Annotated in this window: 24 protein-coding genes and 1 riboswitch; of the genes, 7 read left to right on the top strand and 17 right to left on the bottom strand. The window is 31.3% G+C overall.

The window, feature by feature from the left end; all coding sequences use genetic code 11:
* Positions 1-423: 423 nt before the first annotated feature.
* The 5 genes from C1I91_RS07730 to C1I91_RS07710 form a co-directional block, all read right to left on the bottom strand.
* Positions 424-1242, bottom strand: coding sequence for a MetQ/NlpA family ABC transporter substrate-binding protein (locus C1I91_RS07730; protein ID WP_128212352.1), 819 nt, complete (start codon positions 1240-1242; stop codon positions 424-426).
* 153 nt (positions 1243-1395) lie between these two features.
* Positions 1396-2205: a MetQ/NlpA family ABC transporter substrate-binding protein gene (locus C1I91_RS07725; protein WP_128212351.1), complete on the bottom strand. Its 810-nt coding sequence runs from the start codon at positions 2203-2205 to the stop codon at positions 1396-1398.
* Between the two features lie 26 nt (positions 2206-2231).
* Positions 2232-2891: a methionine ABC transporter permease gene (locus C1I91_RS07720; RefSeq protein WP_238475941.1), complete on the bottom strand. Its 660-nt coding sequence runs from the start codon at positions 2889-2891 to the stop codon at positions 2232-2234.
* A complete protein-coding gene (locus C1I91_RS07715; RefSeq protein WP_128212350.1) occupies positions 2884-3849 on the bottom strand; it encodes a methionine ABC transporter ATP-binding protein in 966 nt (321 codons plus the stop codon). The genes C1I91_RS07720 and C1I91_RS07715 overlap by 8 nt, the downstream gene beginning before the upstream one ends.
* A gap of 228 nt (positions 3850-4077) precedes the next feature.
* Positions 4078-4191: riboswitch (SAM riboswitch) on the bottom strand.
* 213 nt (positions 4192-4404) lie between these two features.
* Positions 4405-5637, bottom strand: a complete 1233-nt coding sequence (locus tag C1I91_RS07710) for an MFS transporter (protein WP_128212349.1) — start codon at positions 5635-5637, stop codon at positions 4405-4407.
* 482 nt (positions 5638-6119) lie between these two features.
* Between C1I91_RS07710 and C1I91_RS07705 the strand changes: the two genes are divergently transcribed.
* The 5 genes from C1I91_RS07705 (at position 6120) to glgP (ending at position 13064) form a co-directional block, all read left to right on the top strand.
* A complete protein-coding gene (locus tag C1I91_RS07705) occupies positions 6120-6743 on the top strand; it encodes an IS607 family transposase (protein ID WP_128212348.1) in 624 nt (207 codons plus the stop codon).
* Positions 6721-7866, top strand: a complete 1146-nt coding sequence (locus C1I91_RS07700; protein ID WP_128212347.1) for an RNA-guided endonuclease InsQ/TnpB family protein — start codon at positions 6721-6723, stop codon at positions 7864-7866. Before C1I91_RS07705 ends, C1I91_RS07700 begins: the two co-directional genes overlap by 23 nt.
* 167 nt (positions 7867-8033) lie before the next feature.
* A complete protein-coding gene (locus C1I91_RS07695) occupies positions 8034-8780 on the top strand; it encodes a TSUP family transporter (RefSeq protein WP_128212346.1) in 747 nt (248 codons plus the stop codon).
* Between the two features lie 346 nt (positions 8781-9126).
* Positions 9127-11421 (top strand): family 65 glycosyl hydrolase domain-containing protein, encoded by a 2295-nt coding sequence (locus C1I91_RS07690; RefSeq protein WP_128212345.1) that lies wholly within the window; start codon positions 9127-9129, stop codon positions 11419-11421.
* A 23-nt stretch (positions 11422-11444) separates the two neighbouring features.
* Positions 11445-13064 carry an alpha-glucan family phosphorylase gene (gene glgP, locus C1I91_RS07685; RefSeq protein ID WP_128212344.1) on the top strand — a complete coding sequence of 540 codons (1620 nt, stop codon included), beginning with the start codon at positions 11445-11447 and terminating at the stop codon, positions 13062-13064.
* A 387-nt stretch (positions 13065-13451) separates the two neighbouring features.
* Here glgP and C1I91_RS07680 read toward each other — a convergent pair whose 3' ends face one another.
* Positions 13452-14465 (bottom strand): LacI family DNA-binding transcriptional regulator, encoded by a 1014-nt coding sequence (locus C1I91_RS07680; protein ID WP_128212343.1) that lies wholly within the window; start codon positions 14463-14465, stop codon positions 13452-13454.
* Between the two features lie 629 nt (positions 14466-15094).
* On the opposite strand from C1I91_RS07680, the gene pgmB reads away from it, so the two are divergent.
* Positions 15095-15739 carry a beta-phosphoglucomutase gene (gene pgmB / locus C1I91_RS07675; protein ID WP_128212342.1) on the top strand — a complete coding sequence of 215 codons (645 nt, stop codon included), beginning with the start codon at positions 15095-15097 and terminating at the stop codon, positions 15737-15739.
* Between the two features lie 98 nt (positions 15740-15837).
* On the opposite strand, the gene C1I91_RS07670 is transcribed toward pgmB, so the two are convergent.
* A complete protein-coding gene (locus C1I91_RS07670; RefSeq protein ID WP_128212341.1) occupies positions 15838-16044 on the bottom strand; it encodes a DUF350 domain-containing protein in 207 nt (68 codons plus the stop codon).
* Positions 16045-16312: 268 nt separating this feature from the next.
* The gene (locus C1I91_RS07665; protein WP_128212340.1) at positions 16313-17008 is read right to left on the bottom strand and encodes a ComEA family DNA-binding protein; all 696 of its coding nucleotides are present in this window, start codon (positions 17006-17008) and stop codon (positions 16313-16315) included.
* A gap of 223 nt (positions 17009-17231) precedes the next feature.
* Between C1I91_RS07665 and C1I91_RS07660 the strand changes: the two genes are divergently transcribed.
* Entirely contained in the window at positions 17232-18536 is a 1305-nt protein-coding gene (locus C1I91_RS07660) for a serine hydrolase (protein WP_164880478.1), read from the top strand.
* Positions 18537-18696: 160 nt separating this feature from the next.
* Here the strand turns inward: C1I91_RS07660 and C1I91_RS07655 are convergent, their stop codons facing one another.
* From C1I91_RS07655 to C1I91_RS07615, 9 genes are all read right to left on the bottom strand, one after another.
* Complete coding sequence (locus C1I91_RS07655; RefSeq protein WP_128212338.1) at positions 18697-19641, bottom strand: RluA family pseudouridine synthase; 945 nt, start codon at positions 19639-19641, stop codon at positions 18697-18699.
* 9 nt (positions 19642-19650) lie between these two features.
* Positions 19651-20031, bottom strand: coding sequence for a RidA family protein (locus tag C1I91_RS07650; protein WP_128212337.1), 381 nt, complete (start codon positions 20029-20031; stop codon positions 19651-19653).
* 13 nt (positions 20032-20044) lie between these two features.
* Positions 20045-21286: an LCP family protein gene (locus C1I91_RS07645; RefSeq protein ID WP_128212336.1), complete on the bottom strand. Its 1242-nt coding sequence runs from the start codon at positions 21284-21286 to the stop codon at positions 20045-20047.
* A gap of 234 nt (positions 21287-21520) precedes the next feature.
* On the bottom strand, positions 21521-22096 hold the full coding sequence (yqeK, locus tag C1I91_RS07640) for a bis(5'-nucleosyl)-tetraphosphatase (symmetrical) YqeK (RefSeq protein ID WP_128212335.1): 576 nt from the start codon (positions 22094-22096) through the stop codon (positions 21521-21523).
* Between the two features lie 80 nt (positions 22097-22176).
* A complete protein-coding gene (gene nadD, locus C1I91_RS07635; RefSeq protein WP_128212334.1) occupies positions 22177-22788 on the bottom strand; it encodes a nicotinate-nucleotide adenylyltransferase in 612 nt (203 codons plus the stop codon).
* A gap of 6 nt (positions 22789-22794) precedes the next feature.
* A complete protein-coding gene (yhbY, locus tag C1I91_RS07630; protein WP_128212333.1) occupies positions 22795-23097 on the bottom strand; it encodes a ribosome assembly RNA-binding protein YhbY in 303 nt (100 codons plus the stop codon).
* A 393-nt stretch (positions 23098-23490) separates the two neighbouring features.
* The gene (gene obgE / locus C1I91_RS07625; protein ID WP_128212332.1) at positions 23491-24777 is read right to left on the bottom strand and encodes a GTPase ObgE; all 1287 of its coding nucleotides are present in this window, start codon (positions 24775-24777) and stop codon (positions 23491-23493) included.
* Positions 24778-24940: 163 nt separating this feature from the next.
* Positions 24941-25240 (bottom strand): 50S ribosomal protein L27, encoded by a 300-nt coding sequence (gene rpmA / locus C1I91_RS07620; RefSeq protein WP_128212331.1) that lies wholly within the window; start codon positions 25238-25240, stop codon positions 24941-24943.
* Positions 25241-25244: 4 nt separating this feature from the next.
* Positions 25245-25616 (bottom strand): ribosomal-processing cysteine protease Prp, encoded by a 372-nt coding sequence (locus C1I91_RS07615; protein ID WP_128212330.1) that lies wholly within the window; start codon positions 25614-25616, stop codon positions 25245-25247.
* Position 25617: the final 1 nt, after the last annotated feature.

The following is a 25617-nucleotide window of genomic DNA, read 5'->3' as shown; positions in this document are numbered from 1 at the left end:
TATTTAAATATACTACATTAACACAAATCTGTAAATCATAAAATTACATTGCAAAAGATCTCTAAAGCGGTCTTCTTTAGTGATTTTTCTGCGTATCTGCCTTTCCGAATGTATATGTAAAAAATCTGGCAGGCAACATAATCTGCTTTTTTTATTTTTTCTCCTATATATCAATTTAAGCTATACAATCATATTTATTTACTGATTTATTTAAAATATAATTTACTAAAGAATGAAAAAAAGCCACTGAAATCTCAGAGGCTTTTACTTATTTACCTAACTATTAGGCTATGTTTAATAGTATTGTTGAAATTATGTGGTTATGAAGGAGATGCTCTATGAGCGAGTAATTAGCGTAAGCTCATCAAAGCATCGGATGACTGACCACTTAATTTCAACACTGTACTTTAACAGATCCAATTATTAAAATGCAGCAACTATGCTTCCCTTATATTTATCTTCTATAAACTTCTTAACTTCAGGAGAGTTTATTGCTTTGTCTAATGCTTTTATCTTATCGCTATTTTCGTTACCTTTCTTAACAGCAATTACGTTAGCATATGGTGAATCTTTATCTTCTACAGCTAACGCCTTGTTAGGATCAAGCTTTGCGCTTAAAGCTACGTTTGTATTAATAACAGCAGCAGTAACATCCTTTAGAACAGTTGGCAATTGAGTTGCTTCAAGTTCAGTAAACTTAAGCTTCTTTGGATTGTCAGTTATATCTTTAACAGTTACTAATTCTCCATCTTTAACCTTTATAAGATTGTTCTTTGCAAGTAACTTTAGAGCTCTTGCCTCGTTAGTAGCATCATTTGGAACTGCTATTTCAGCTCCGTCTTTTATATCTTCTAACTTAGTTAATTTGTCTGAGTAAACTCTAATTGGTTCTATATGAACTTTAACTGTATAAGTAAGATTATATCCCTTTTCTTGAATTGTCTTATTTAAGTAAGGAATGTGTTGGAAGTAGTTAGCATCTATTGATCCTTCATCTAATGCAGTGTTAGGTAATACATAATCATCAAATACTTTAATATTTAAAGTATAACCTTCTTTTTCAAGTAAAGGCTTAACTGCTTGTTCTAATATTTCTGCATGCGGTGTAGGTGATGCACCTATTGTTATAACCTTATCATTCTTTGAACCTGATGATGCTGTATCTTTCTTAGCTCCACAAGCTGCTAGTGAACCTGCTAGTGCAAGTGTTAAACCTAATGTTAATATCTTCTTAAATTTCATAATATTTTTCCCTCCATAATTTAAATTAAATTTATAAATCTAGCTATACTTAATATTATTGGAATTGATAGAGATATTATGTGAACTTCTTTGTCAAGCTCACTAAAGTATCTGAAAAGTAATTCATCAATTTCAATAAAATATAGCGGTTAGTTAGAATACTGGTAATATACTTCCTTTGTATTGTTCTTCTATATATTTCTTAGCTTTATCTGATGTAAGTACATCGCTTAAATCTTTAACCCATTTTGCATTTTCATTGCCTTTCTTAGTAGCAAGAACATTGGCATATGGCGAATCCTTACTTTCTGAGAACAATGTATCCTTCTTAGGATCCAAGCCTGCTGGCAATGCATAACTTGCATTTATTATTGCAACATCAACATCCTGTAAAACTCTTGGAAGCTGTGCCGCATCCACTTCTTGAATCTCTACATTTTTAGTATTTTCAGCTATATCAACCTTTGTAACTAAATCCTTTTGTTTGAGCTTAAATATTCCTTGAGCCTCTAATAGCTTTAGAGCTCTTGATTCATTTGTAGCATCAGAAGGAACTGCTATAACTGCTTTGTTCTTTAGATCTTTTATGTCTTTTATCTTTTTAGAATATGCACCAAGAGGTGGAAGATAGATTTTCTTCACTGCCACTAAGTTAGTACCATGATCCTGATTAAATTTTAATAAATAAGGTTCATGTTGAAATAGATTAGCATCTACTGAACCTTCTTCTAAGGCTGTATTTGGTGCAACATAGTCATCAAATATCTTAACTTCAAGCTTATATCCTTTTGCTTCAAAGTCACTTTTCAAATAATTAAGCACTTCTCCAGCTGGTTTTAAAGTAGCCCCAACTACTATACTTGTTTTGTTATCATCTTTTTTAACGCTTTGCTCCTTTTTACCACAACCGGCTAAAGAAAGAGCTAAAGCTGCTGTTAATACTAGTGTTAATATTTTTTTCATATATTATGCCCCCTTTTTACTATGCTTTATCTCAATTTTTTATATGCTAGGTTACCTATAGACTGAAGAATTTGAACTAGCACTATTAAGGTAAATACAGTATAAAACATTACTTGGTTATCAAATCTTTGATATCCATAGGTTAAAGCTACAGCTCCAAGACCACCTGCACCTACTGCACCAGCCATTGCTGAGTATCCTAATATTGATATTACCGAAAGAGTTACACCAGATATTATGGATGGCATTGCTTCTTTAACCATAACCTTAAATATTATCTGAGTATCAGAAGCTCCGAAAGATTTTGCAGCTTCTATAAGACCCTTGTCTACTTCCTTTAAAGCACCTTCTATAACTCTAGCTATAAATGGCGCTGCCCCGATTGTTAAAGGAACTAAAGCTGCAGTCTCACCTATACTTTTGCCTACTATAAATCTAGTAAGTGGTATTATAGCAACTATTAATATAATAAATGGAAAGCTTCTAAATATATTTATTACAAAATCTAATATACTAAATATTACTCTATTAGGCTTTAATCCATTCCTATCAGTTATTATAAGTATAATCGCTAATATAAATCCCAATATACTTGCAATAATAGTTGAAATTATAACCATATAAAGAGTTTTGCCTAAGGCTGGAACTAGAACTAGATTAAAAAAATCCATAAAATTATCACTCATTTGTACTAACCTCCCATCCAACATGCTTTGAATCCAAGTAATTAATTATGCTTTCCTTTTTATCCTCGCCTACATTAATTACTAGTGAACCAAGTACATCATCTCTAAATCTTTCAAGTTTACCCCAAACTATTGAAAAATCTATATCAAGATCTCTTGCCATGGATGTTATTATGCTTTGATGTGAGTTATCCTTAGGGAATAATATCTTTATGTTTACTCCTTCATTTGGTAAGACCTCTTCTTCTCCAAGAAGATTCTTTAAAGCCTTAGTATGTCTTAAGAATAGTTCCTCTACATGTCCAACTTCAAGAACCTCTCCACCTTCAAGTATTGCAACTCTCTGACATACCTCTTTAACTACTTCCATTTGATGAGTAACTATAATTATTGTTATTCCAAGTTTCTCATTTATTTCTCTTAAAAGTGATAATATTGATTTAGTTGTTTTTGGATCTAGTGCTGATGTAGCTTCATCACAAAGAAGTATATTAGGTTCAAGGGCCAATGCTCTTGCAATTGCTACTCTTTGTTTTTGTCCACCACTAAGCTGCCTTGGCTTACTTTTCGCCTTATCTTCTAGTCCTACAATCTTTAGAAGTTCATCAACTCTAGCCTTAATTTTAGCCTTTGGTATGCCCCAACATTCCATCGGTAAAGCTATGTTGTCATAAACATTTTTTCTCTCAAGTAGAGAAAAATGCTGGAATATCATTCCTAAATCTTTTCTAAAACTTCTCATTTCCTTACCTTTTAGGTCTTTTACCTCTTGTCCTCTTACAGTTACACTACCTGTATTATAGGACTCAAGTCCATTTAGACATCTAAGCAAGGTTGACTTTCCTGCCCCACTATGGCCAACCAATCCAAATATTTCGCCCTCATTTATATCTAGATTAATGTCTTTAAGAACTTGTATATCGTTGAAACTCTTATTTAGCCCTTCAATCTTTATCATACAAATCCCCCTCAAAATAGTTGTCAACAAATAATTACTATCAGATAAATGCTGCAAAAAATTATAAAGGTCACCAGTCAACTTCTTTGCCCATCTGCCTTTTCTAACTTACATGAGAAAAATATGAAGACCAATCATTCCTTTTTTTCATCCTTAATATAAGTCCAATTTATACTAAGCACAAAAAACGCCGGAGAATAAACTCCGGCGATATAAGCCTTACATTTACCCTCATCTCTCAACGCAATGCGTCGCAGGAATTGGCACCTTTGTATATGTATATGAACATATACCGGTTGCCGGGCTTCATCGGGCCAGTCCCTCCACCTCTCTAGATAAGAACGATAATATTTATTTTGTTTTCCATTGACATTACTATAATATTTTTTTCTGATTAAATCAATAGTTTTTATAATTATTAAGAAAATATTATTAATTTATGAACAATATTAACAATTTCGTAAAGAAATCTATTACATTACATAATTATTTATTATTTTTTAACCACTATTCTTATCGGAAGACTATGTTAAGTGCTATAGTTTTCTACCTAGCTTATGCTACACTTTTTAAATTACTTGACCTTTTATTCATCATTACATACAAAATAATTCCTATTATAATAGTAACAACTCCAGATATTATAAAAGCATCAGTAATTCCTAACCACTTAGATATAACGCCTTCAAATAAGCTTCCTAAAGGAGTCGCTCCTGCAAATACCATTGCATAAACACTCATTACTCTACCCCTAAACTCATCTTTTGACTTTAGTTGAATTGTAGAGTTTGCATTTGTTGAAAATAAAACATTAAATATTCCAGCTATAAATAAGCATATCATTGAAACTCCATAGGACTTAAAAGCTCCAGTGAATACAAGCATTATAGAAATTACTGCGCCAGCTAAAAACATCAAGCTCCTTTTTGGCCCTCTACTTCTAGTTGCCACTACTAAAGCTGAAAGCATAGATCCAAGCCCCATAGCAGACATAAGATATCCATACCCATCAGAATCCATGTTTAATACTTGCTTAGCAAGAAGTGGTATCAGTACACTGTAATTCATGGCAAAGGTAGATACAAAAAACACTAATAAAATAGTAAATAAAATTTCTTTTGATTTAAATACATATTTTACTCCCTCTTTTACATCCAGCAGCATATTTTTATTATCAGTATCCTTTTTAGAAATACCTTGAGCTGAAATCTTATAAATACCATAAACTAAAGGAATAAAACTTACTGCATTTAGTAGAAAGCATATAAAGAATCCAAATACCTTTATCATTATTCCAGCTACAGCTGGTCCTACCATCCTTGCCGCATTAAATACTGTAGAATTAAGTGCAATTGCATTCATTAAATTCTCTTTTCCTACAAGTTCAATCATAAAGGACTGTCTTGCAGGCATATCTACAGCATTGCAACAGCCCAGTATTGTTGCTAAAACTAGTATATGCCAGTACTGAATGCTGTGAGTAAAAACTAAAAATGTTAGTACGAAAGCTAAAACTCCCATAATAGATTGAGTTATAAGCAATATCTTTTTCTTTGGATAGTTATCTATTAAAGCCCCTGCAAATAAGGAAAATAATAATACAGGAGTAAACTGCAGAGCGCTTACGAAACTAAGCTTTAAGGCTGAATCTGTCAAGGTTACAACAAGCCATGACTGACCTGCATTCTGCATCCATGTACCTATTAACGAAACTATAGAACCTATGAAAAAATATCTAAAATCCTTGTGACTGAGCGCCCCAAGTGAAATTCTCCCCCTTTTACTCATTGACACTTCCCCTTTCCTTTATTAGTAAATATCTAGTAAAACTTAAATTTAATCCTCTGCCTATATACAAATCTTAACTTAACTATTAATTAAAATATAGCCATAAGGATCTATATAAAATTATATTTAGAAACAAGTATAAATTTAATTTCTATATAAGAACTCTTTGTAATCATCATATTTTAATAGCTATATTAATTTGAAATAAGAGCTAAACTCTTAATCTTATAACTATAAACGGTTGTACTTATTTCAAAATTAATTACAATTTACAAACATAGATGGACTAAAATATAATTTAACTTCTATTAAAAATTTAACGTCGTATTTTAAATTATCACAAATTATGCTAAGATTTTCAATTGTAGGATAGTTCATAAGGGGGGCATACAACAGTTTTAAGACACCTACTAAAACCCACTAAAATATATTGGAATATTGTTAGTTTTATGTTGTCATAATATGTGTAAAGAGGTGATAGCATGAAGTATTATACAATCGGTCAATTCTCAAAATTAGTGGGAAAAAGTATTCAAACTTTAAGATTGTGGGATAATGAAGGAAAGTTAAAACCACATCATATAACAGAAGGTAGACACCGTTATTATTCTGAACAACAAATTAATCAAGTTTTGCAAGTGCCACTTGTTAAGAGAACTAAAAAAGTAATTGGATATTGTAGAGTATCAAGTAATAAACAAAAAGATGATTTAGCAAGACAAGTTGAAAATGTTAAAACATACATGATTGCTAAAGGGTACTCATTTGATGTTATTACTGATATAGGAAGTGGAATAAATTACGATAAAAAAGGATTAAATCAATTGGTGGATATGATAACCAATTCAGAAGTTGAAAAGATAATAATTCTATATAAAGATAGGTTGCTGAGATTTGGGTTTGAAATAATAGAAAATCTATGTAATAAGTATGGGACTGATATCGAAATAATAGATAACACTGAAAAAACAGAAGAACAGGAATTAGTTGAGGATTTAATTCAAATTGTTACAGTTTTTAGTTGTAGGTTGCAAGGCAAAAGAGCCAATAAAGCAAAGAAAATGATTAAGGAGCTGTTAGAGAATGATACTGGCGAAGAAAGTTAGAATTATTCCGAATATAGAGCAAGAACAAAAATTATGGCAGTCTGTTGGTACTGCAAGATATATTTATAATTGGACACTTGCAAGACAAGAAGAAAATCACAAAAATGGTGGCAAGTTTATAAAAGATGGAGATTTAAGAAAAGAATTAACTATTTTAAAGAAATCAGAACTTAACTGGCTTAATGAAGTATCTAATAATGTAGCAAAACAGGCTGTAAAAGATGGTTGTAATGCTTATAAAAATTTCTTTAAAGGGTTAGCGGATAAACCAAGATTTAAGAGCAGAAGAAAAAGCAAACCTTCATTCTATAATGATACAGATAAACTAAAGGTTAAAGAAAATTTAGTATTAATTGAAAAAGTAGGTTGGCTTAAAACAGTAGAGCAAATACCTACAGATATTAAATATATTAATCCAAGAATAAGTTTTGACGGTAAGTTTTGGTATATATCTATAGGCATAGAAAAAAAAGAAACTATATCAGAAAATACAGATATATCAATAGGTGTGGATTTGGGATTAAAAGATTTAGCAATAGTTTCAAATATAGATAAGCCATTTAAAAATATTAACAAAGCTAAAGAAGTGAAAAGACTAAAAAAGAAGTTAAAAAGAAAGCAGAAACAAGTTTCAAGAAAATATGAAGATGGAAAAATTCGAATAGGAAAGGAAGGTGAAAACCGTTATAAATTTACTAAAACTAATAATATTAAAAAACTCGAAAGAGAATTAAAACTTATTCAAAGAAGGCTTTCAAATATACGTTTAAATCATATTCATCAAACAACAACTGCAATAGTGAAAACCAAGCCAAGCAGAATAGTTGTTGAAGATTTAAATGTAAAGGGGATGCTTAAAAATAGACACTTATCAAAGGCTATACAAGAACAATGTTTCCATAAGTTTATTAGTATCTTAGAATATAAAAGTAAATTTAATGGCATTGAATTTGTAAAAGCAGATAGGTTTTATCCTTCAAGCAAAACTTGTTCTTGTTGTGGCGTAATAAAGAAAGATTTAAAACTTAAAGACAGAGTTTTTGTTTGTCCATCATGTAATGCTCGGATGGATAGGGACAAAAATGCGTCAATAAATCTTTCAAGGTATAAAAAATCAGCATAATATCACTAACAAGATAGTGCTGATATGTACTGTGCGTTACGCAGGATTTTAAGCCTTTGGAGCAACATATCAAACTGGAGTAGTCTTATGACAAAACAGGTTGCGTTGAATAAGGAATAAATCTCTAAATATTAGATTTTAGTAGATTTTATGTAACGGATATTTAATTGATTAATTTAATCTTACTCTGTATTTCAGGTTTTATTGCGGCCTTTGTTGATTCTATTGCTGGTGGTGGTGGACTTATAAGCCTCCCAGCTTATATGCTTTTCGGATTACCTCCACATATTGCTCTTGGTACAAATAAATTTTCATCAACTACAGCAGCACTTACATCATCCATACGCTTTATAAAGGAGGGAAAGGCTGACCTATCCTTGTTAAAGTTTATTGTACCTTTTACCTTTATAGGTTCTGTTTTAGGTGTTAAGTCAGTATTAATAATAAATCAAAGTTTTCTTACTCCTCTAGTGATGATTTTAGTTCTAGTTGTTGGTGTATATTCACTGTTCTCAAAAAATCTTGGCCTTGAGAGTCACTATAAAGGTAAGACTAGAAAACTTATTATAATAGGAACATTTTTCGGCTTTTCACTAGGATTCTACGACGGTTTCTTTGGACCAGGAACCGGATCATTTTTAATCTTTGGTTTTATAAAGATATTTAAACTAGACTTTGTGGAAGCAAATGCTAACTGTAAGATATTAAATTTCACTTCTAACATAGCGGCACTAATAACTTTTGCTATAGAAGGAAAAATAAATTATTTTTATGGAGTTTTAGTAGCATTATTCATGGTATTAGGTGCACTTATAGGATCAAAGATTGCATTAAAGAAAGGTGCTAAGCTTATAAAGCCAGTGTTTGTAACAATGTCTCTTGCAGTTTCCATAAAAATGCTTCTTTCCCTATAAACATTATTATTTATACTATTATTGTCAAAAGCAATCATTAAAACTTTTTATAAATAGTACTAAAAAACGCTAATCTTATTTTTAGCGTTTTTTTAATCTGATCATATTTATTAATATATTTAAATAAATCCTTTTAAGTGCATTATCATTATTTTGATAAAACCCACATTTTAAACACTTGTAATTTAGAAAATATTACAATAGCAAATATTTTAATGGTTAGATATTGATTATGGAAATATAAAATGATATATTATACTTGTAAACATATTCATGGTTTATATTTTTTTAAAATTTTGTGCAATCGCTTGCATGTTGTTCTAATAAATTTAAATGGAGGATTAGTATGAGAAATTATATTTTGCATGATGAGTGGAAAATAATCGAAAAAGGATTTCATCCAGAAGAAAATAGAATATACGAGAGTTTTATGAGTTTAGGAAATGGCTACATGGGTATGAGGGGAAATTTCGAGGAAGATTTTTCAGGCGATTCTCTTCAAGGTAGCTACATTGCAGGTGTATATTATCCAGACAAAACTAGAGTTGGCTGGTGGAAAAATGGTTATCCTGAATACTTTGCAAAGGTTTTAAACTCAGTTAATTATATTGGAATAAGAGTAAAACTAAACGGTGAAAACTTAGATATAGCAAAACTAAAAGAAGCAAAAGACTTCTCAAGAGTTCTTAACATGAGAGACGGCTCTCTTGAAAGAAGTTTTGTAGCTGTTTCTAATGATGGTAAAGAAACTAAGGTGGAAATAAAAAGGTTTATAAGCCTTAAAGATAAAGAAATTGCAGCTATCTCCTACTCTGTTACACCATTAAATTATGATGGTAAGATAGAATTCACTCCATATCTTGATGGGAATATAGTAAATGAAGATTCAAACTATGATGAAGTATTCTGGAATGAAGTGTCTCAAAAATCAACTCCTTTTTATGGAGAAGTTACAATGCAGACTAAAAAGACAAATTATTATGTAACTGCAGCTATGTCCTATGATGTCTTGCTTGATGGTAACAATGCAAACGTTACTCCAGAGATTTCTGAGAGATCTAAATACGCTGAAAATACTGTTTCTGTTACAACATCAAAGAACAGTACAGCTACTTTATATAAATATGTTGGTGTTGCAAGCAATAGATATTATGAAGAAGAACTTGTAATAGCTAAGGCTTACGATGCTGTTGAAAGAGCAAAAAATGCTGGTTTTGATAAGCTTTTTGCTGAACACAGTACAAAATGGCATGATCATTGGAATGAAAGTGATATCGTAATTAAAGGTGATGTTGCTGCTCAACAAGGCATAAGATTTAATATATTCCATATGACTGCAACTTATACTGGCGAAGATTCAAGATTAAATATAGGACCTAAAGGCTTTACTGGTGAAAAATACGGTGGAAGTACTTATTGGGATACAGAAGCATATTGCATTCCTTTCTACTTAAGTACAGCTGATGAAAAAATAGCTAGACAGCTTCTTATATATAGATACAACCAATTGGACAAGGCTAAAGAAAACGCTGCAAAACTTGGATTAAAAGGAGCTCTTTATCCAATGGTAACTATGACAGGAGAAGAATGTCATAATGAATGGGAAATAACCTTCGAAGAAATCCACAGAAATGCAGCAATACCTTACGGTATATTTAACTATGTTCGATATACTGGAGATAAAAAGTATCTTGCTGAATACGGCTTCGATGTAATTCTTGAAACCGCTAGATTCTGGGTATCAAGATCTAACTATGTTCCTCAAAAGGACAAGTACATGATTCTTGGTGTAACTGGTCCAAATGAATATGAAAATAACGTTAATAATAACTGGTATACAAATACTATGGCAGCTTGGAATATATCTTACGCTTTAGAAACTTATGATTTCTTAAAGGAAAACTACCCAGCTGAACTTAAGGCTCTTGTTGAAAAACTAGGAATAGCTGATGCTGAGCTTGCTGAAATGAAGGAAGTTTCTTCAAAAATGTACTATCCTATGATTGAAGAATTAGGAGTATTCTCTCAACAAGATAACTATATGGATAAAGAGCAGATTTTAGTGAAAGACTTAGATCCTTCAAATCTTCCTCTTAATCAAAAATGGTCTTGGGACAGAATACTTAGAAGCTGCTTCATCAAACAAGCTGACGTACTTCAAGGAATTTTCTTCTTAAGTGACAGATATGATTTAGAAACTAAGAAAAAGAACTTTGAGTTCTATGAACCAAGAACTGTACATGAGTCTTCTCTATCTCCATGTGTTCACTCAATAATAGCTGCTGAGATTGGAAATACAGAAAAGGCTTATGAAATGTATTTGAGAACCTCTAGACTTGATCTAGATAACTATAACAATGATACTGATGACGGACTTCACATAACAAGTATGGCTGGAACTTGGATGTCAATAGTTTATGGTTTCGGTGGTATGAAGATAAAAGATGATATGCTTCACTTCTCACCATTTATTCCTGAAGTTTGGGATGAGTATTCATTTAAAGTAATGTTTAGAGGCAATCTATTAAATATAACTGTTAACAAGGAAAATATAATTATAAATCAAGAAAAAGGTTCAAACCTTATTATAAAAGTTAATAATAAAGAATATGAATTAAATGGTTCAACTATAACCATTTAAAGTATAGATTGGGAGGATTATTTATGAGTAAATTACCTAATGTTGCATATTTCTGTATGGAATATGGTCTAGACGCATCAATAAAAACTTATGCTGGAGGTCTTGGTATCTTAGCTGGAGACTACATGAAAGGTGTTAACGATCATGAGTTCCCAATGGTAGGTCTAGGAATAAAGTGGAAACAAGGCTATACAGATCAAAGAATTAATGAAGAAGGCAAACCTTATGACAGTTATACAAACCAAGATTATGATTGCCTTGAAGATACAGGAATAAAGGTTAAAGTAAAGATAAGACAAAGAGATGTTGCTATAAAGGTTTGGAAGGTTACAAAGTTTGGAGTATGCCCTCTTTACCTATTAGATACTGATATTCCTGAAAATGCTGACACTTGGATAACTGGTCAATTATACGGCTGGTTTGGCGAAGAAAGAATAGCTCAAGAAATGGTTCTAGGTATTGGTGGTGTTAGAGCTCTAAGAGCTTTAGGCTATGAAGCTGAAGTTTACCATTTCAATGAAGGTCATGCTCTATTTGCTGGCTTTGAACTTCTTAGAGAAAAGATGGAAGCTGGACTTACTTTCGACGAAGCTTTAAAAGCAACTAAAGAAGAAGTTGTATTTACAACTCATACTCCAATTGTTGAAGGAAATGAGTCTCATACACTTGATATCCTAATGTATATGGGTGCAAACAATGGTTTAACTGTTGAACAGCTTGTTAGCTTAGGTGGAGCTCCTTTCAACATGACTGTAGGTGCTTTAAAAATGTCTAGAATAGCTAATGCTGTTGCACAACTTCACATGGAAACAGCTAATAAGATGTGGGAAGGTGTAACTGAAAGACCAGAAATCATAGGAATAACAAATGCTATACACACTCCAACTTGGGTTGATTCTGCTATGCTTGCAGCTGCAGATGGAGAAGGTGATATTTGGGAAACTCATATGAAGAATAAGAGAGACCTTATCAAATTCGTAAATGAGAGAACTGGAGTTACACTAGATGCCGACAAGCTTTTAATAGGTTTCTCAAGAAGAGCAGCTCCATATAAGAGAAGTAACTTAATCTTTACTGATCCAGAAGTAGTAGAACCACTATTAAAGTCAGGTAAGCTTCAGATAGTATTCTCTGGTAAGGCTCATCCACTAGATGATACAGGAAAGAAGATAGTTGCTAATATAGTTGATATGACTAAAAAGTACCCTAACTCAGTAGTTTTCCTTGAAAACTATGATATGACCATAGGAAAGGCTCTTACTAGAGGTTCTGATGTATGGTTAAACAACCCAAGAAGACCTCTTGAAGCTTCAGGTACTTCTGGAATGAAAGCTGCTATGAACGGAGTTCTTAACTGCTCTATCCTTGATGGATGGTGGCCAGAAGCTTGTGAACATGGCGTAAACGGCTGGCAGTTTGGTGATGGTAAGGGAGTTAGTGACTTTGCAACTCTTGAAGAGTTAGATAATCATGATTTAAGAGCACTATACAATGTACTATTATCAGAAGTAATTCCTACTTATTATGATAACAAAGATAAATGGGTTGAAATGATGAAAGCTTCAATAGTAAGCTGCAGAGAAAAGTTTGCAGTAAAGAGAATGCTAGATGAGTACTACAACCTTATGTATATAAAAAAATAATATTATTTTTACCAAATAATCTTTATAGACTTAAACCCTTGATAGTTTGATATTTGAATATACACCTAATTTATATACAGAGTAATATCATTAACGATAATAATAATTTAAAAAAGTACTGAAGCGTCCTTCTTCAGTACTTTTTTTGCGCATCTGCCTTTTCTTAAGCGTATGTGAAGAAATTCTGGCAGGCGACTTATTCCTATTTTATTCTTCAGCTTATATGGGAATATTTAACTTACTTTGCATTACTATCATAAATCTCATCTAAATATAAGAACCACATAAGAATAAAAGTACTGAAGCGTCCTTCTTCAGTACTTTTTTGCGCATCTGCCTTTTCTTAAGCGTATGTGAAGAAATTCTGGCAGGTGTCATATCCTTATTTTACCCTAATTTGTTGAAAGTTGATTCTCTCTCTACAAATTTGGTTTCTATTATATAATGATCTAACTCTTCTTCCTTCTGCTGTAATCTATCAATAAGAAGTTTTGTAGCATAGTACCCCAATTTCTTAGCATTGATATCCACAGTTGACAATGGCGGGTTTTGATATTCTGATAAAGGTATATTATTAAATCCAACTAACCATGTATCTTTTATCTTTTCTTCCTTAAGTCTTCTTGAGACACCAAAAGCCAACAAGTCATCTGTTGTTACTATTGCACTTGGCTTCTTAAAATTAATTATAGTAGAACAAGCTTCATATCCATCTGTCTCTGTAAAGTCTCCCATTTGCATTATCAAATTTTCATCGAATTCAATATTAGCCTCACTTAATGCCTCTTTATAGCCACTAAGTCTGTCCTTAGACATGGTTCTCTCAGAAGGTCCTCCAATAAAAGCTATATCCTTATGACCTTTATCTATTAGCCTCTTTGTTACATCATACATGGCCTTTTTATTATCATTATCTACCCATAGTATATTTTCTGCTGTTTCTGGTCTACCTACTATAACAAAAGGAAAGTTTCTCTCACTTAAGTATTCAACACACTTATCCTCTGACCTAGTAGTAAGTAAAAGCATTCCATCAACCATTTTACTGTTTATATAGTTAGCCAAGAAAGAGATTTCCTCTTCTTCATTTTTACTAAAGGTATAAACAATGGAATACCCCATCTTCTGAGCATATATGCTTATTCCTGTCATAACCTGAATGAAGAATGGATTTCTAAAAAGATCTTCTTCTCCACTTGGTAATATCAACCCAAGAATTTTCGTAACATTATTAGCTAAACTTCTTGCTATCACATTAGGATGATAATTTAACCTTTTAACCGTTTCCATAACTCTTTCTTTTGTTTCATCACTTATTCTAGGATTGCCAGCTAGAACTCTGGACACTGTGGATGGGGAAACGTTTGCTTCTCTGGCCACATCCTTTATAGTCACATTCATTTTGTATTTACCTCCCATAAAAAACACTAATCCTTAAAAATTAGTCATCTCTAATTTCTCTTAATCTTTACAAAATATTTACTTAAACTTAATAAAGCATCTTATGATTAACCACTTAATTTTAACATAACTTTTTTAACCCTAACTCTATACTATTTGTTATGAATAACATAAAAATAATTTAATTGAAAGTATTCATGTATCAAAAATATTACTTTTCTAATAAAATAAACATTCTATTAACATTATACTACCAATAATGATAAAAAGCGAGATTTGTTGACCTTGAATAACCAAATTATAATAAACTACAAACATAAAAATTGTAAAAATATTGAATTTACAACATAGTGTTTTTCTTAAATAAACTTCGGGCTGAAGTTGTACATATTTTTAGTATTACATTTAAGAAAGCTTAAGTTATGCATGTTCGAAAATCGCGGCTTCTGACGATTTTGTGCATGTATAACTTAATAGCTGAAGTGGCTTACCTATAATAGGTACAAAGTTATGTAGTATTTTTTATAGTATTCTCTAATATTTCATAAGTGCTTTAATATTTATAGAAAATTTCTCTATAATATTTTATAATTAAGTTAAACGCTTAAACATTATGGGGGTAATAGTTTATGGATGTAAAATGTTGTATTTTTGATTTAGATGGAGTAATAGTTGATACTGCAAAATATCATTACCTAGCTTGGAAACGATTAGCTAATGAATTAGGTTTTGATTTTACTGAAAAAGATAATGAAAGATTAAAAGGGGTTAGTAGAATGGCTTCTTTAGAGATTTTACTTTCAATCGGTAAAGTATCTTTAAGCGAAGAAGAAAAAGTAGAGCTAGCTGCTAAAAAAAATGCTTGGTATGTTGAGTACATATCTAAAATGAATAAAGATGAAATATTACCTGGTGTTGAGAACTTTCTAAGCACTTTAAGAGAAGCTGGAATAAAAGTATCACTAGGCTCAGCTTCTAAGAATTCTATGATGATTTTAGATAACCTTGAACTTACAAGATACTTTGATGCTATAATTGATGGAAACAAGGTATCCGAGGCTAAACCAGATCCAGAAGTATTTTTACTTGGCGCTGAAGAACTACATATATCTCCTGAGTTTTGTGTAGTTTTTGAAGATGCTGAAGCTGGTATAGAGGCTGCTACAAGAGCTGGTATGAGATCTATAGGTATAGGTTCTCCTGAAACCTTAGGCAAGGCTACAAAGGTTATACCTAACTTAGAAAATTCTGATTTAAATCTTTTACAATTTTAATTAAAAACACACTGAAGCAACTAGCTTCAGTGTGTTTTTTTTATCATTTGCCTTTCCCAATTTATATTAGGAATAGCAAAGAGAGATTCTATGATTTTTTAGGCTATTACCTTAGATACTATTATAGCAACTCCAATTAACATTCCTGCTATAACTATAGCTACAGCTGTATTTTTATTTTCTAATTCCTTATTAAAATCAGCTGGTATAACCTTATCAAAAACAACATACCCAATGGCCATAATAATTATACCTAAAAGTCCGAATAATAAACTTAACCCAAGATTAGCTAAAACCTCCATCATAACCCCTCCTTATACATTTACTATTATTTTACCATATAATACTATACTATTGAATAAATTTTACTTTGCAAATCATCACTTTTTATAGCCATAGGAATAGATATTCCAGTTCTATAATTTATAAGCTTACTATCAACTATTTCATCGGTTAATTGTACTTTTATCGATCTATAGCTTATCTTTAACTGACATATCTATATACAAATTATATTAAAACATAGCATTAGTTTTAGGGAGTTTATAACTTAACAATAAGATTCTACCATATTTAATTAACGCTTATCTTATCCTTTATCTTTTCAAATAATTTATCACCTATTCTATCTACCTTTTTGATATCATCTATAGTCTTAAATCCATTATTTTTTTGTCTATACTCTATAATCTTCTCTGCTGTAACAGCTCCTATACCAGGAATCTTATCTAACTCTTCCTTAGAGGCTGTATTTAAATTTACTACTGCTCCACTGTCACTAACGACTGATGAAACACTTACATCTTTACTACTTTGTGTAATATTGTTTGTACCTACTTTATCTTTACTACCAATCACTATACATTCATTATTCACAAGCTTCTTTGCTTGATTAATTGATGATAAATCTGCTTTATCTGTTAGCCCGCCTGCTTCCGTTATAAGATCTTTTACTATACTTCCTTCATCTAAATAATATACATCCGCCTTTTTTACTTCTCCTTTAATCTCAACTACTACTTTCTTTCCTTGGGTATTACTGTCCATATCAGTAGTTTCTTTATTAGTAACTTCTTTTTTACTACTACTAGTCTCTTTTTTATCACCTTTTGAAGCTTTAGCTTCCTTTTGATCAACGTCAACAAACATGTCTTCCATATCTTTCTGTGTTAAATTTTTTTGCCTTGTGTTAAAATAACCTATAGTTATGAATATTATAAAAAATAACACCATAACTGAAGCTCCGATTATTTTTTCTCTTTTTTTCATCTTATATCACCTCATTTTATAAAGAAAAGACTAAAATATACAACTTGAAGTAATAGTAATTTACTCAATCGCATAATGCTTAATTGTTATATAAAAGTTAAAAATATTAATAAATTTATACGCTTTATTATTTTGATTATTGCCAAATAAGCAAAAATATATAGCAAAATTTGTATAAATTTGATATACTTAAATCTATTGAATAAATATGCGGGGGATACATATGAAAAAGATATCGATATTTTTTAGCATGCTTTCAATCTTTTTACTTATGTCTGGAAGTGTGAATGTAAAGGCAGCTACCTCATCACCACCAGAGGTTGAATCAGAGGCTGCAGTACTAATGGATGTAAATACCGGTGATATTATTTATGACAAAAATGCCAACAAACCTCTAGCTCCAGCGTCTACAACAAAGGTAATGACAGCACTTCTTACATTGGAAAAAGCAAAATTAGATGATAAGGTTACCATAAGTAAGGTACCACCAACTGCTGAAGGAACTTCAATTGGATTAAAAGAAGGTGAGATTTATACAGTAAATGACCTTCTCCATGGACTTCTTCTTGAATCCGCAAACGACTGCGCTGAGGCCTTAGCAGAACATGTTGGCGGCTCTATGGATAACTTTGTTAAAATGATGAATGAAAGAGCAAAACAACTAGGTGCAAATAACACCAACTTTGTAAATCCAAGCGGATTGTATGAGCCTGGTCACTTAACAACAGCACATGACTTATCTTTAATGCTTAAGGAAGCTATAAAGAATCCTACTTTTGTTAAAATATGTAGAACTCAAGTTTATAAATTTCCACCTAGTAACTTAGATGGAAACGAAAAATGGGTTTCTACAAAAGATGAGTTAATAAGAAAAAATTCACCACACGAGTATCAATATGCTTTAGCAGGAAAAACTGGATACACAACTTTATCTAAACACACTTTTACTGCTGCAGCGGAAAAAGATGGCCATACTTTAATTGTTTCAATGCTATACTCTCAAAGTAAACAGTTTTACTTCGATGATGCAAAAAAATTATTTGAGTATGGATTCAAAAACTACAAACCTATAAAGTTATATTGCAAAGGTGATGAAGTAGCTAGCTACAATGTAACTAAGTCTTTATCGGTTCCACTAATAGCTACAAAGGACATATATTACCTAATAAATAAAAATGATTATAAGCCTAATTTGTCTGATAATGATATAAAAAATAACCTTGCTCCTAAGATAACAATAAAAAGTGCTAACTTAGAAAAAACATCTTTCAAGCAAGGGCAAGAAATTCTAGATTCAGATGTTACAGTAAAAGGTAAAGAACTATGTGATTTAAAACTAGCTTCAAGTATCGATAGGGAGTACAAGGGTATATTACCTACATCTGCTTCCTATAAAAACATAAAACCATTTGTACTAGCTTTAGCCATAGCAATTACCTCTATATTTCTCATAACTTTAAGAAAATATATTAAGTTTAAGAAAAAACAATATATTTTGAGACGTAAATACGACAATATAACTCAATAATTGAAATAAAAAATACATATTGCCTGCCACTACCGCTTTAAATAAAGCCACAGAAAGGCAGATTAACAAAAAAGCACTGAAGAGAGAATTCCTTCAGTACTTTCTTATTTATATATTAATATTTTGGTATTCTTTAATTATAAAGATCTTAACTATGCTTTTAAACTTGTTTTATTTTATTAATAAGCTCATTCATATCTTCAGGTAAACCAGCCTTAAGTGAAAGTACTTTTTTTGTTCTCGGACTTAAAAAATCTAATCTATAAGCGTGCAAAGCCTGCCTTGCTATATAGTTATCATCACCTTCATTTCCATAAAGGGTATCACCAAATATAGGATGGCCCATATGACTTAAATGAACTCTTATCTGATGAGTTCTTCCTGTCTCTAGGGTACATTCTACTACATCAGCATCTTTAAGTCTTTCCAGAACCTTATAGTGAGTTATACTTCTTTGACCTAGTTCATTAACTTCTCTTTTTATAGAATCAACAGCTGGTCTATGTATAGGAAGATCTATAGTTCCTTCAGTAGCATCTAAGTTTCCATGCACTATTGCTATATATCTCTTTTCAATGGAAATAGAGTCTTCTCTAGGCTCCTTTATATCTCCATTTTTATCTTTATCCATAGCATTCTGCTTTGATAACGCCATATGAGCATATTGATTCTTTGCTATTATTATTAGTCCTGAAGTATTCATATCCAATCTACTAACTAGACGAACTATACAATTTTGGTTGGTTTCATTAAAATAGTTTATCACTCCATTAGCTAAGGTACCAGATTGATGACTTTTTGTAGGATGAACTACCATAAATGGATCTTTGTTTACAACTAATATATCATCATCTTCATATATTATTTTCAAATCCATTTTTTCTGGTGCGATGTTCTGAGTCTCATCTTTAGAAACATTAACTTCTATGTGGTCATCAGCTTTAAGCACATAGTTCATTTTTACCACTTTACTATTGGTTTTTATTCTTCCATCTATAGCAGCACCCCTAATGAGTCTAGTTGATAGTCCTAATTTCTCTTTAAGAAAATCTCTTATCTTTCTTCCCTCATATTCTTTTGGGACTATTTCTCTTATGTAGCTCATACGATTCTCCTATCTATCTTTAAAAGCAATAACCTCTATTTCAATAACTGCATCTTTTGGTAATCTGCTTATTTCAACACAACTTCTAGCTGGAGGATTTTCTTTAAAGAATTCTCCGTAAACTTCATTTACTGAACCAAAGTCATCAATATTTTTTAAAAATATAGTTGCTTTTATTATATTTTCTAAGGAGCTTCCGGCTTGCTCTAATATAGCCTTTACATTAAGCATTGATCTCTTAGTAGCTTCCTTTATATCAGTTACTAACTCACCTGTAGCAGGATCTATTGGAATTTGACCAGAAGTAAATATAAGATTGTCAATGCTAATACCTTGACTATATGGTCCTATTGCTTTTGGTGCATTTTCTGTAGAAATAATATTCTTCATTTTCATTTCTCCTTTAATTCTTAAAATCTTTACCCAATATAACAATTATATCAAAATTATCATCATTTTTTGATATGTTAGTAAATTTATTAATATTTATATCCGAAGAAACAGTATCTTTAAGGCTATTATCCTTTAACTGTATCTCACTCTTACTGGTTTCCTTTGTATTACCTATTTCAATATTCTTATATCCTTTATTCTGTAATTCTTTCATGTACTTAGATGCTAACCCTTGAGTTTTTGTTCCATTTAAAACTTTAATCTTCAAAGAACTCTTATCTATTTGTTTACTATTTTCATTTTTAACTTTCCCTTTACTATCTTTATCAGAAAACAAGTTAATTATTTCTGTATTAGCTTCCTTATCATAAATAAGATAAGAAATACCATCTATAGTTCTAGGAACTCCTTTCAAGGTGTACATATTTACATTTTCCTTATTAAGTTCTATCGCTTCTTTTCCTAAAGCAAGTAAGGTCTTAGGTGGCATATCAGTTTCTATATATTTAGGCAATATATCTAATATCTTACCAATCTTGGGTACAATAGTTATAGAGGTACACTTTTCAACAACTTTCTCAATGAATTTATGTTGATTATCTATTCTATCCAAATCACCATTTGCTAGCCCTGTTCCATCATTATTTTTTCTCCATCTGAAAAACTCTTCTGCCTTCTTACCATCTAGAAGAACCGTTTGACCTTTTTTGAATTTTATATGCAAGTCTTGCGCGGCATCATCATAATACATATTTCTATCTATGGTCATCTCAACGCCTCCAATAGCGTCTACAAAGCTCCTAAAGCCGTCATAATTGAGCTTTACTACATAATCTATATTAACTGTCATGATGTTTTCTACAGCCTGTTTTATAGCACTGTCTCCACCTATAGAAAAAGCAGCATTTATCTTTTGACTTGAATTCTTTATCTTAATCATCATATCTCTTGGAATTGATACTATATAAGCCTTTTTCTCCTTAGGAATCAACCTAACAAGCATTATGGTATCAGTTCTTTTTATACTGTCATTGTTTTTCTGAGCAGGATCGCCTATATCCATGCCTAAAAATAATATATTTGTAGGTAAAGAAGTATCCTTCTCTACAGCATTACCATTATAGTTTTTACTAAACTTACCCAAGTATTTATAAAAAAAAGCCCCTGTACATAAGGAAATTATAATTAATAAAACTAACAGTATCAGTAGACTTACCTTAAATTTATTTTTCAATAAATTCTTGGAATCCATAAACTCACCTTCTAACGTCGCAATTTTACATCTTTTTCCATTGTAAAATAATTATAACATTTTTGCAACAATTAAAAGCATCAAATATATTAATAATCTATTCCTCAATCAGCATAATCATCATAAACAGATATCTTAATAAATTTAGCAGTAAAATAAAAAGCATAGATTAATGCATTAATATTAATCTACGCTTCTTATTTATGTTAAAGATTGTTATTTAAATTAAGTGATTTAACAGCCCTTTATTTTTAACAACAAGTCATTTCTAGCTTCTATGGTTAAAGGGTGGACAAGTTGCCCTAACTTAATAACATAGGTTATAGTGTTGTCAAAGCCTTGCAGAACTCCCTTATCTAAATCAGCATAAGTTATATTCCTTAAGTCCTCTACCCCCTTATAATCTCTATTCGGTTCAATGTAATCAGCTATATATATTATTTTCTCAAGTAAACTCATAGACTTTTTTCCAGTGGTGTGATATCTCACAGCACTTAACACTTCTTCATCTTCAATGTGCATAGTTTCCTTGGCTATAATAGAACCTATTAACCCATGTAGTATTTGAGGTGATTTTCTTGTAATGTCGTCTATTTCTATACTTCTAGACTTTAAAAATTCAAACTGGGCATCTATTCTCATATTTTTAGCACAATCATGAACTAAAGCCGCAAGCCTAGCTTTATCTTTAGATTCACCATTTTTTTCTGCCAAAAGCTCAGCAGCATATACTACACCTAAGGTATGCTCATATCTGCTTTCAGTGAGATTTTTCTTTAGATAGTCATCTATTTCCTCATATGACCACACAAAAATTCCCCCATTCCTAAACTATTATAAAAATCTAGTTATCCTAAAATAAAAGTAGCAATTATATGAATACAAGATACTTAAATATTTTTATATAACTTATTATCATTAATAAATTTATCAACCTCATAAGGTATAAAAAAGTCAACTTTGAAGCCATGATCAATTCTTTCTCTTATCAACGTTGATGAAATATCCATCAGTAAGAGATTTAAAAATATAATTTTTGTATCATACTTAGCCTCAATTGATTTTTTTTCATCCACAAGAAGTTCTTCAGAAAAACCTGGCCTGTTAAACACTACTAGATTACAGTTATCTAGTATTATATCGACATTTTTCCACTTATTAAGATCTACTAAGCAATCAGCACCACTTATGAAATATAGTTCCGAATCCTTATATACATCTTTCAGATGCAGTAAAGTTTCATAAGTGTAACTAAAGCCATCTTTATTGATCTCATAATCACTGACAGTAAAACCTTCATAATCTTTTATAGATAGCTTTACCATCTTATATCTTATAGAACCTTCGGTTATATGCTTACTTCTCTTATGAGGTGGATTGCCACTTGGCATAAAAATAACTTCATCTAATCCCAAGATTCTTTTAGCTTCATATGCTATATATATATGACCATTATGAATAGGATCAAAGGTTCCCCCAAGTATTCCTATCTTACTTGCCATGATATTCTACTTATTACCTTGTGGAAGTTCTATTTTAGGCTTTTTCTCTGACTTCTTATAAAGTACTATTTTACTACCTATAGATTGAACACCTTCGCACCCTATTTTCTCACATATAAAGTCTGAAGCTTCTCTTGTTTCAAAACCACTATTTTCTAATACTGTTATCTTAATTAGTTCTCTAGCTTCTAATGCCTCTTCTATTTGTCTTAGGAATGCTTCTTCAATACCATTCTTACCTAATTGAAATATAGGAGTTATTCCATTTGCTAAAGATCTAAGATAAGCTCTTTGCTTTGTAGTTATCACTTTACTACCTCCATTTAAATGTATTACATTAATTATATAAAGATACAAATATAAGACCGTATTCAAGAGTATTGTTTAAATTAAGTGGTTATACAAGAGATACTATATTAGCAAACTATTACGTAAGCTCATTAAGACATCCAATGATTAACCACTTTTTTCAATACATTACTTTGAACATGGTCAAATATGCAAAATATAACTTTATATAATCATATGATTAAAAATTCTTATATTTATATAAATATATAGTAATAATGCTGGTTTATATTAAGGGTATGTTTAAGAATATTTTTTGAAATTAAGTGGTCATGAAGGAGATGCTATATGAGCAAGCTCATCTAAGCATCGGATGACTGACCACTTAATTTCAATATGGTACTTTAACAGAGCCTATAGTAAGTACTCGAATTCGAAGTCTCTAAGTCTTACCATATCACCGTCTTCTATTCCCATCTCTCTTAGCTCATCAAGTACACCTTTGTTTCTAAGAACCTTATGGAAATACTTTAAGGAATCTGGTTCATTAACATTTACAGAGTTTAGAAGTCTTTCTACAAAAGTTCCCTCTACAACATAAACCTTAATACCATCTTCTTCTTCTACTCTTATATCGTAAGTAAATCTCTTTTCTTCTGGTATAAATTTATCTTCTTCTTTAATTTCTAATTCAGTAATAGGTATTTCTTTAAGCATTCTTGCAGCTTCTTTTACAACGGCTTCTACACCTTCATAAGTTGCACCACTCATCTTAAATACCTTATCATAGCCCATTTCGTTTATCTTTTTCTTAAAGTCTTCAAAGACTTCTTGGTCATATAACATATCAGCTTTGTTAGCCACAACTATCTGAGGTCTATCCCAAAGCTTAACACTGTACTTTTTAAGTTCTTCATTTATTTTAATAAAATCTTCTACAGCATCTCTTCCTTCAACACCTGAAATATCAACTACGTGAACCAAAAGTCTTGTTCTTTCTATATGTCTTAGGAAATCTAGCCCTAAACCTACACCTTCAGCTGCTCCTTCTATTATACCTGGTATATCAGCCATTACAAAAGCTTCTATTCCCGGAACACTTACAACCCCAAGATTTGGTTTTAAAGTTGTAAAGTGATAGTTTGCAATCTTTGGCTTAGCCTTAGTCACTACTGATAAGAAAGTAGACTTTCCAACGTTAGGGAATCCAAGAAGCCCAACATCTGCAAGAAGTTTAAGTTCAAGTTCAATCCATCTTTCTTCTCCTGGCATTCCTGGTTCCGCAAAGTTTGGTGCCTGTCTAGTAGGAGTTGCAAATTTTGCATTTCCTTTTCCACCTTTTCCACCTCTGCAGATTACATATTCGTCCTCAGCATGTGAAAGATCAGCCATTATCTTCTGAGTTTCAACATCTCTTACTAAAGTTCCCATAGGTACTTTAATTATAAGATCTTCGCCATCTTTTCCATAGCATTTTGAGCCTGATCCATTCACGCCTCTTTCTGCTAAAAACTTCTTATTATATTTAAAATCAAGAAGGGTAGTTATACCTGTATCAACCTTTAGTATAACATCTCCACCTCTTCCTCCGTCGCCTCCATCTGGACCTCCAAGAGGTATATATTTTTCTCTTCTAAAAGAGACTGATCCATTACCACCATCTCCGCTTTTCACAAAAACTTTGGCCGTATCAATAAACATAAGTTCATCACCTTACCTTATAGTGTTGTTTGTACTTGTTTTAAAATGCCCAACTTTTAGATATTTTAAAACAAGTACAAACTGCTTCATTTATATTATGCACATATATATATATATTTTAAAAGCACCCTTTGTTAAAAAAGGGTGCTTTAAATAACTAGAATTATTCAGCTATTTCTTGAATTTCTACTGGATAAACAGAAGCTTTCTTCTTGTCTTTTCCAACTCTTTCAAACTTAACAACTCCATCGATCTTTGCAAATAAAGTATCATCGCTTCCTTTACCTACATTAGCACCTGGATGTATCTTTGTTCCTCTTTGTCTAACAATGATGTTTCCAGCAAGAACGAATTGTCCATCAGCTGACTTAACACCAAGTCTCTTTGACTCAGAATCTCTACCGTTCTTGGAGCTACCAACTCCCTTTTTATGAGCGAACAATTGAAGGTTCATGATTAGCATAGTACTACACCTCCTCTTTTTTTACACATATATATTGGTCTGTTTTATTTTTTCCAAAACTTTGTTCTAAGGATATTAAAATACTTTCTATGCTAAGTTCAAAAGTCTTTAATAAGACCTGAGCTTTTTGAATTTCATCTTCATCAAGTTCTTTGAGATCTAACTTAATATATCCATTTGATATTTCATATGGAACATTAAGTTTAAGTACTTCATCTAAGCCTATAAGTACACTTTGAGATAATACAGAAACTGAATTACATATCATATCATATGCTTCTCCAGCCATAATCATTTCTCTTTCTACAAGAGCATGATTGTCTATCTTAAATCCAGTTATTATATCCTTATTCTTATAAAAATCTAATTTAACCATA

It is taken from the genome of Clostridium manihotivorum, assembly GCF_004015185.1.
In the GTDB taxonomy this organism is placed as follows: Bacteria; Bacillota; Clostridia; order Clostridiales; family Clostridiaceae; genus Clostridium_AR; species Clostridium_AR manihotivorum.
This window is presented reverse-complemented; position numbering and strand designations above follow the sequence as displayed.

Coding starts and splice junctions, on each gene's coding strand:
- C1I91_RS07730 (WP_128212352.1), bottom strand. CDS start 1,242: ATGAAATTTAAGAAGATATTAACATTAGGTTTAACACTTGCACTAGCA.
- C1I91_RS07725 (WP_128212351.1), bottom strand. CDS start 2,205: ATGAAAAAAATATTAACACTAGTATTAACAGCAGCTTTAGCTCTTTCT.
- C1I91_RS07720 (WP_238475941.1), bottom strand. CDS start 2,891: ATGAGTGATAATTTTATGGATTTTTTTAATCTAGTTCTAGTTCCAGCC.
- C1I91_RS07715 (WP_128212350.1), bottom strand. CDS start 3,849: ATGATAAAGATTGAAGGGCTAAATAAGAGTTTCAACGATATACAAGTT.
- C1I91_RS07710 (WP_128212349.1), bottom strand. CDS start 5,637: ATGAGTAAAAGGGGGAGAATTTCACTTGGGGCGCTCAGTCACAAGGAT.
- C1I91_RS07705 (WP_128212348.1), top strand. CDS start 6,120: ATGAAGTATTATACAATCGGTCAATTCTCAAAATTAGTGGGAAAAAGT.
- C1I91_RS07700 (WP_128212347.1), top strand. CDS start 6,721: ATGATACTGGCGAAGAAAGTTAGAATTATTCCGAATATAGAGCAAGAA.
- C1I91_RS07690 (WP_128212345.1), top strand. CDS start 9,127: ATGAGAAATTATATTTTGCATGATGAGTGGAAAATAATCGAAAAAGGA.
- glgP (WP_128212344.1), top strand. CDS start 11,445: ATGAGTAAATTACCTAATGTTGCATATTTCTGTATGGAATATGGTCTA.
- C1I91_RS07680 (WP_128212343.1), bottom strand. CDS start 14,465: ATGAATGTGACTATAAAGGATGTGGCCAGAGAAGCAAACGTTTCCCCA.
- pgmB (WP_128212342.1), top strand. CDS start 15,095: ATGGATGTAAAATGTTGTATTTTTGATTTAGATGGAGTAATAGTTGAT.
- C1I91_RS07670 (WP_128212341.1), bottom strand. CDS start 16,044: ATGATGGAGGTTTTAGCTAATCTTGGGTTAAGTTTATTATTCGGACTT.
- C1I91_RS07665 (WP_128212340.1), bottom strand. CDS start 17,008: ATGAAAAAAAGAGAAAAAATAATCGGAGCTTCAGTTATGGTGTTATTT.
- C1I91_RS07660 (WP_164880478.1), top strand. CDS start 17,232: ATGAAAAAGATATCGATATTTTTTAGCATGCTTTCAATCTTTTTACTT.
- C1I91_RS07655 (WP_128212338.1), bottom strand. CDS start 19,641: ATGAGCTACATAAGAGAAATAGTCCCAAAAGAATATGAGGGAAGAAAG.
- C1I91_RS07650 (WP_128212337.1), bottom strand. CDS start 20,031: ATGAAGAATATTATTTCTACAGAAAATGCACCAAAAGCAATAGGACCA.
- C1I91_RS07645 (WP_128212336.1), bottom strand. CDS start 21,286: ATGGATTCCAAGAATTTATTGAAAAATAAATTTAAGGTAAGTCTACTG.
- nadD (WP_128212334.1), bottom strand. CDS start 22,788: ATGGCAAGTAAGATAGGAATACTTGGGGGAACCTTTGATCCTATTCAT.
- obgE (WP_128212332.1), bottom strand. CDS start 24,777: ATGTTTATTGATACGGCCAAAGTTTTTGTGAAAAGCGGAGATGGTGGT.
- rpmA (WP_128212331.1), bottom strand. CDS start 25,240: ATGCTAATCATGAACCTTCAATTGTTCGCTCATAAAAAGGGAGTTGGT.
- C1I91_RS07615 (WP_128212330.1), bottom strand. CDS start 25,616: ATGGTTAAATTAGATTTTTATAAGAATAAGGATATAATAACTGGATTT.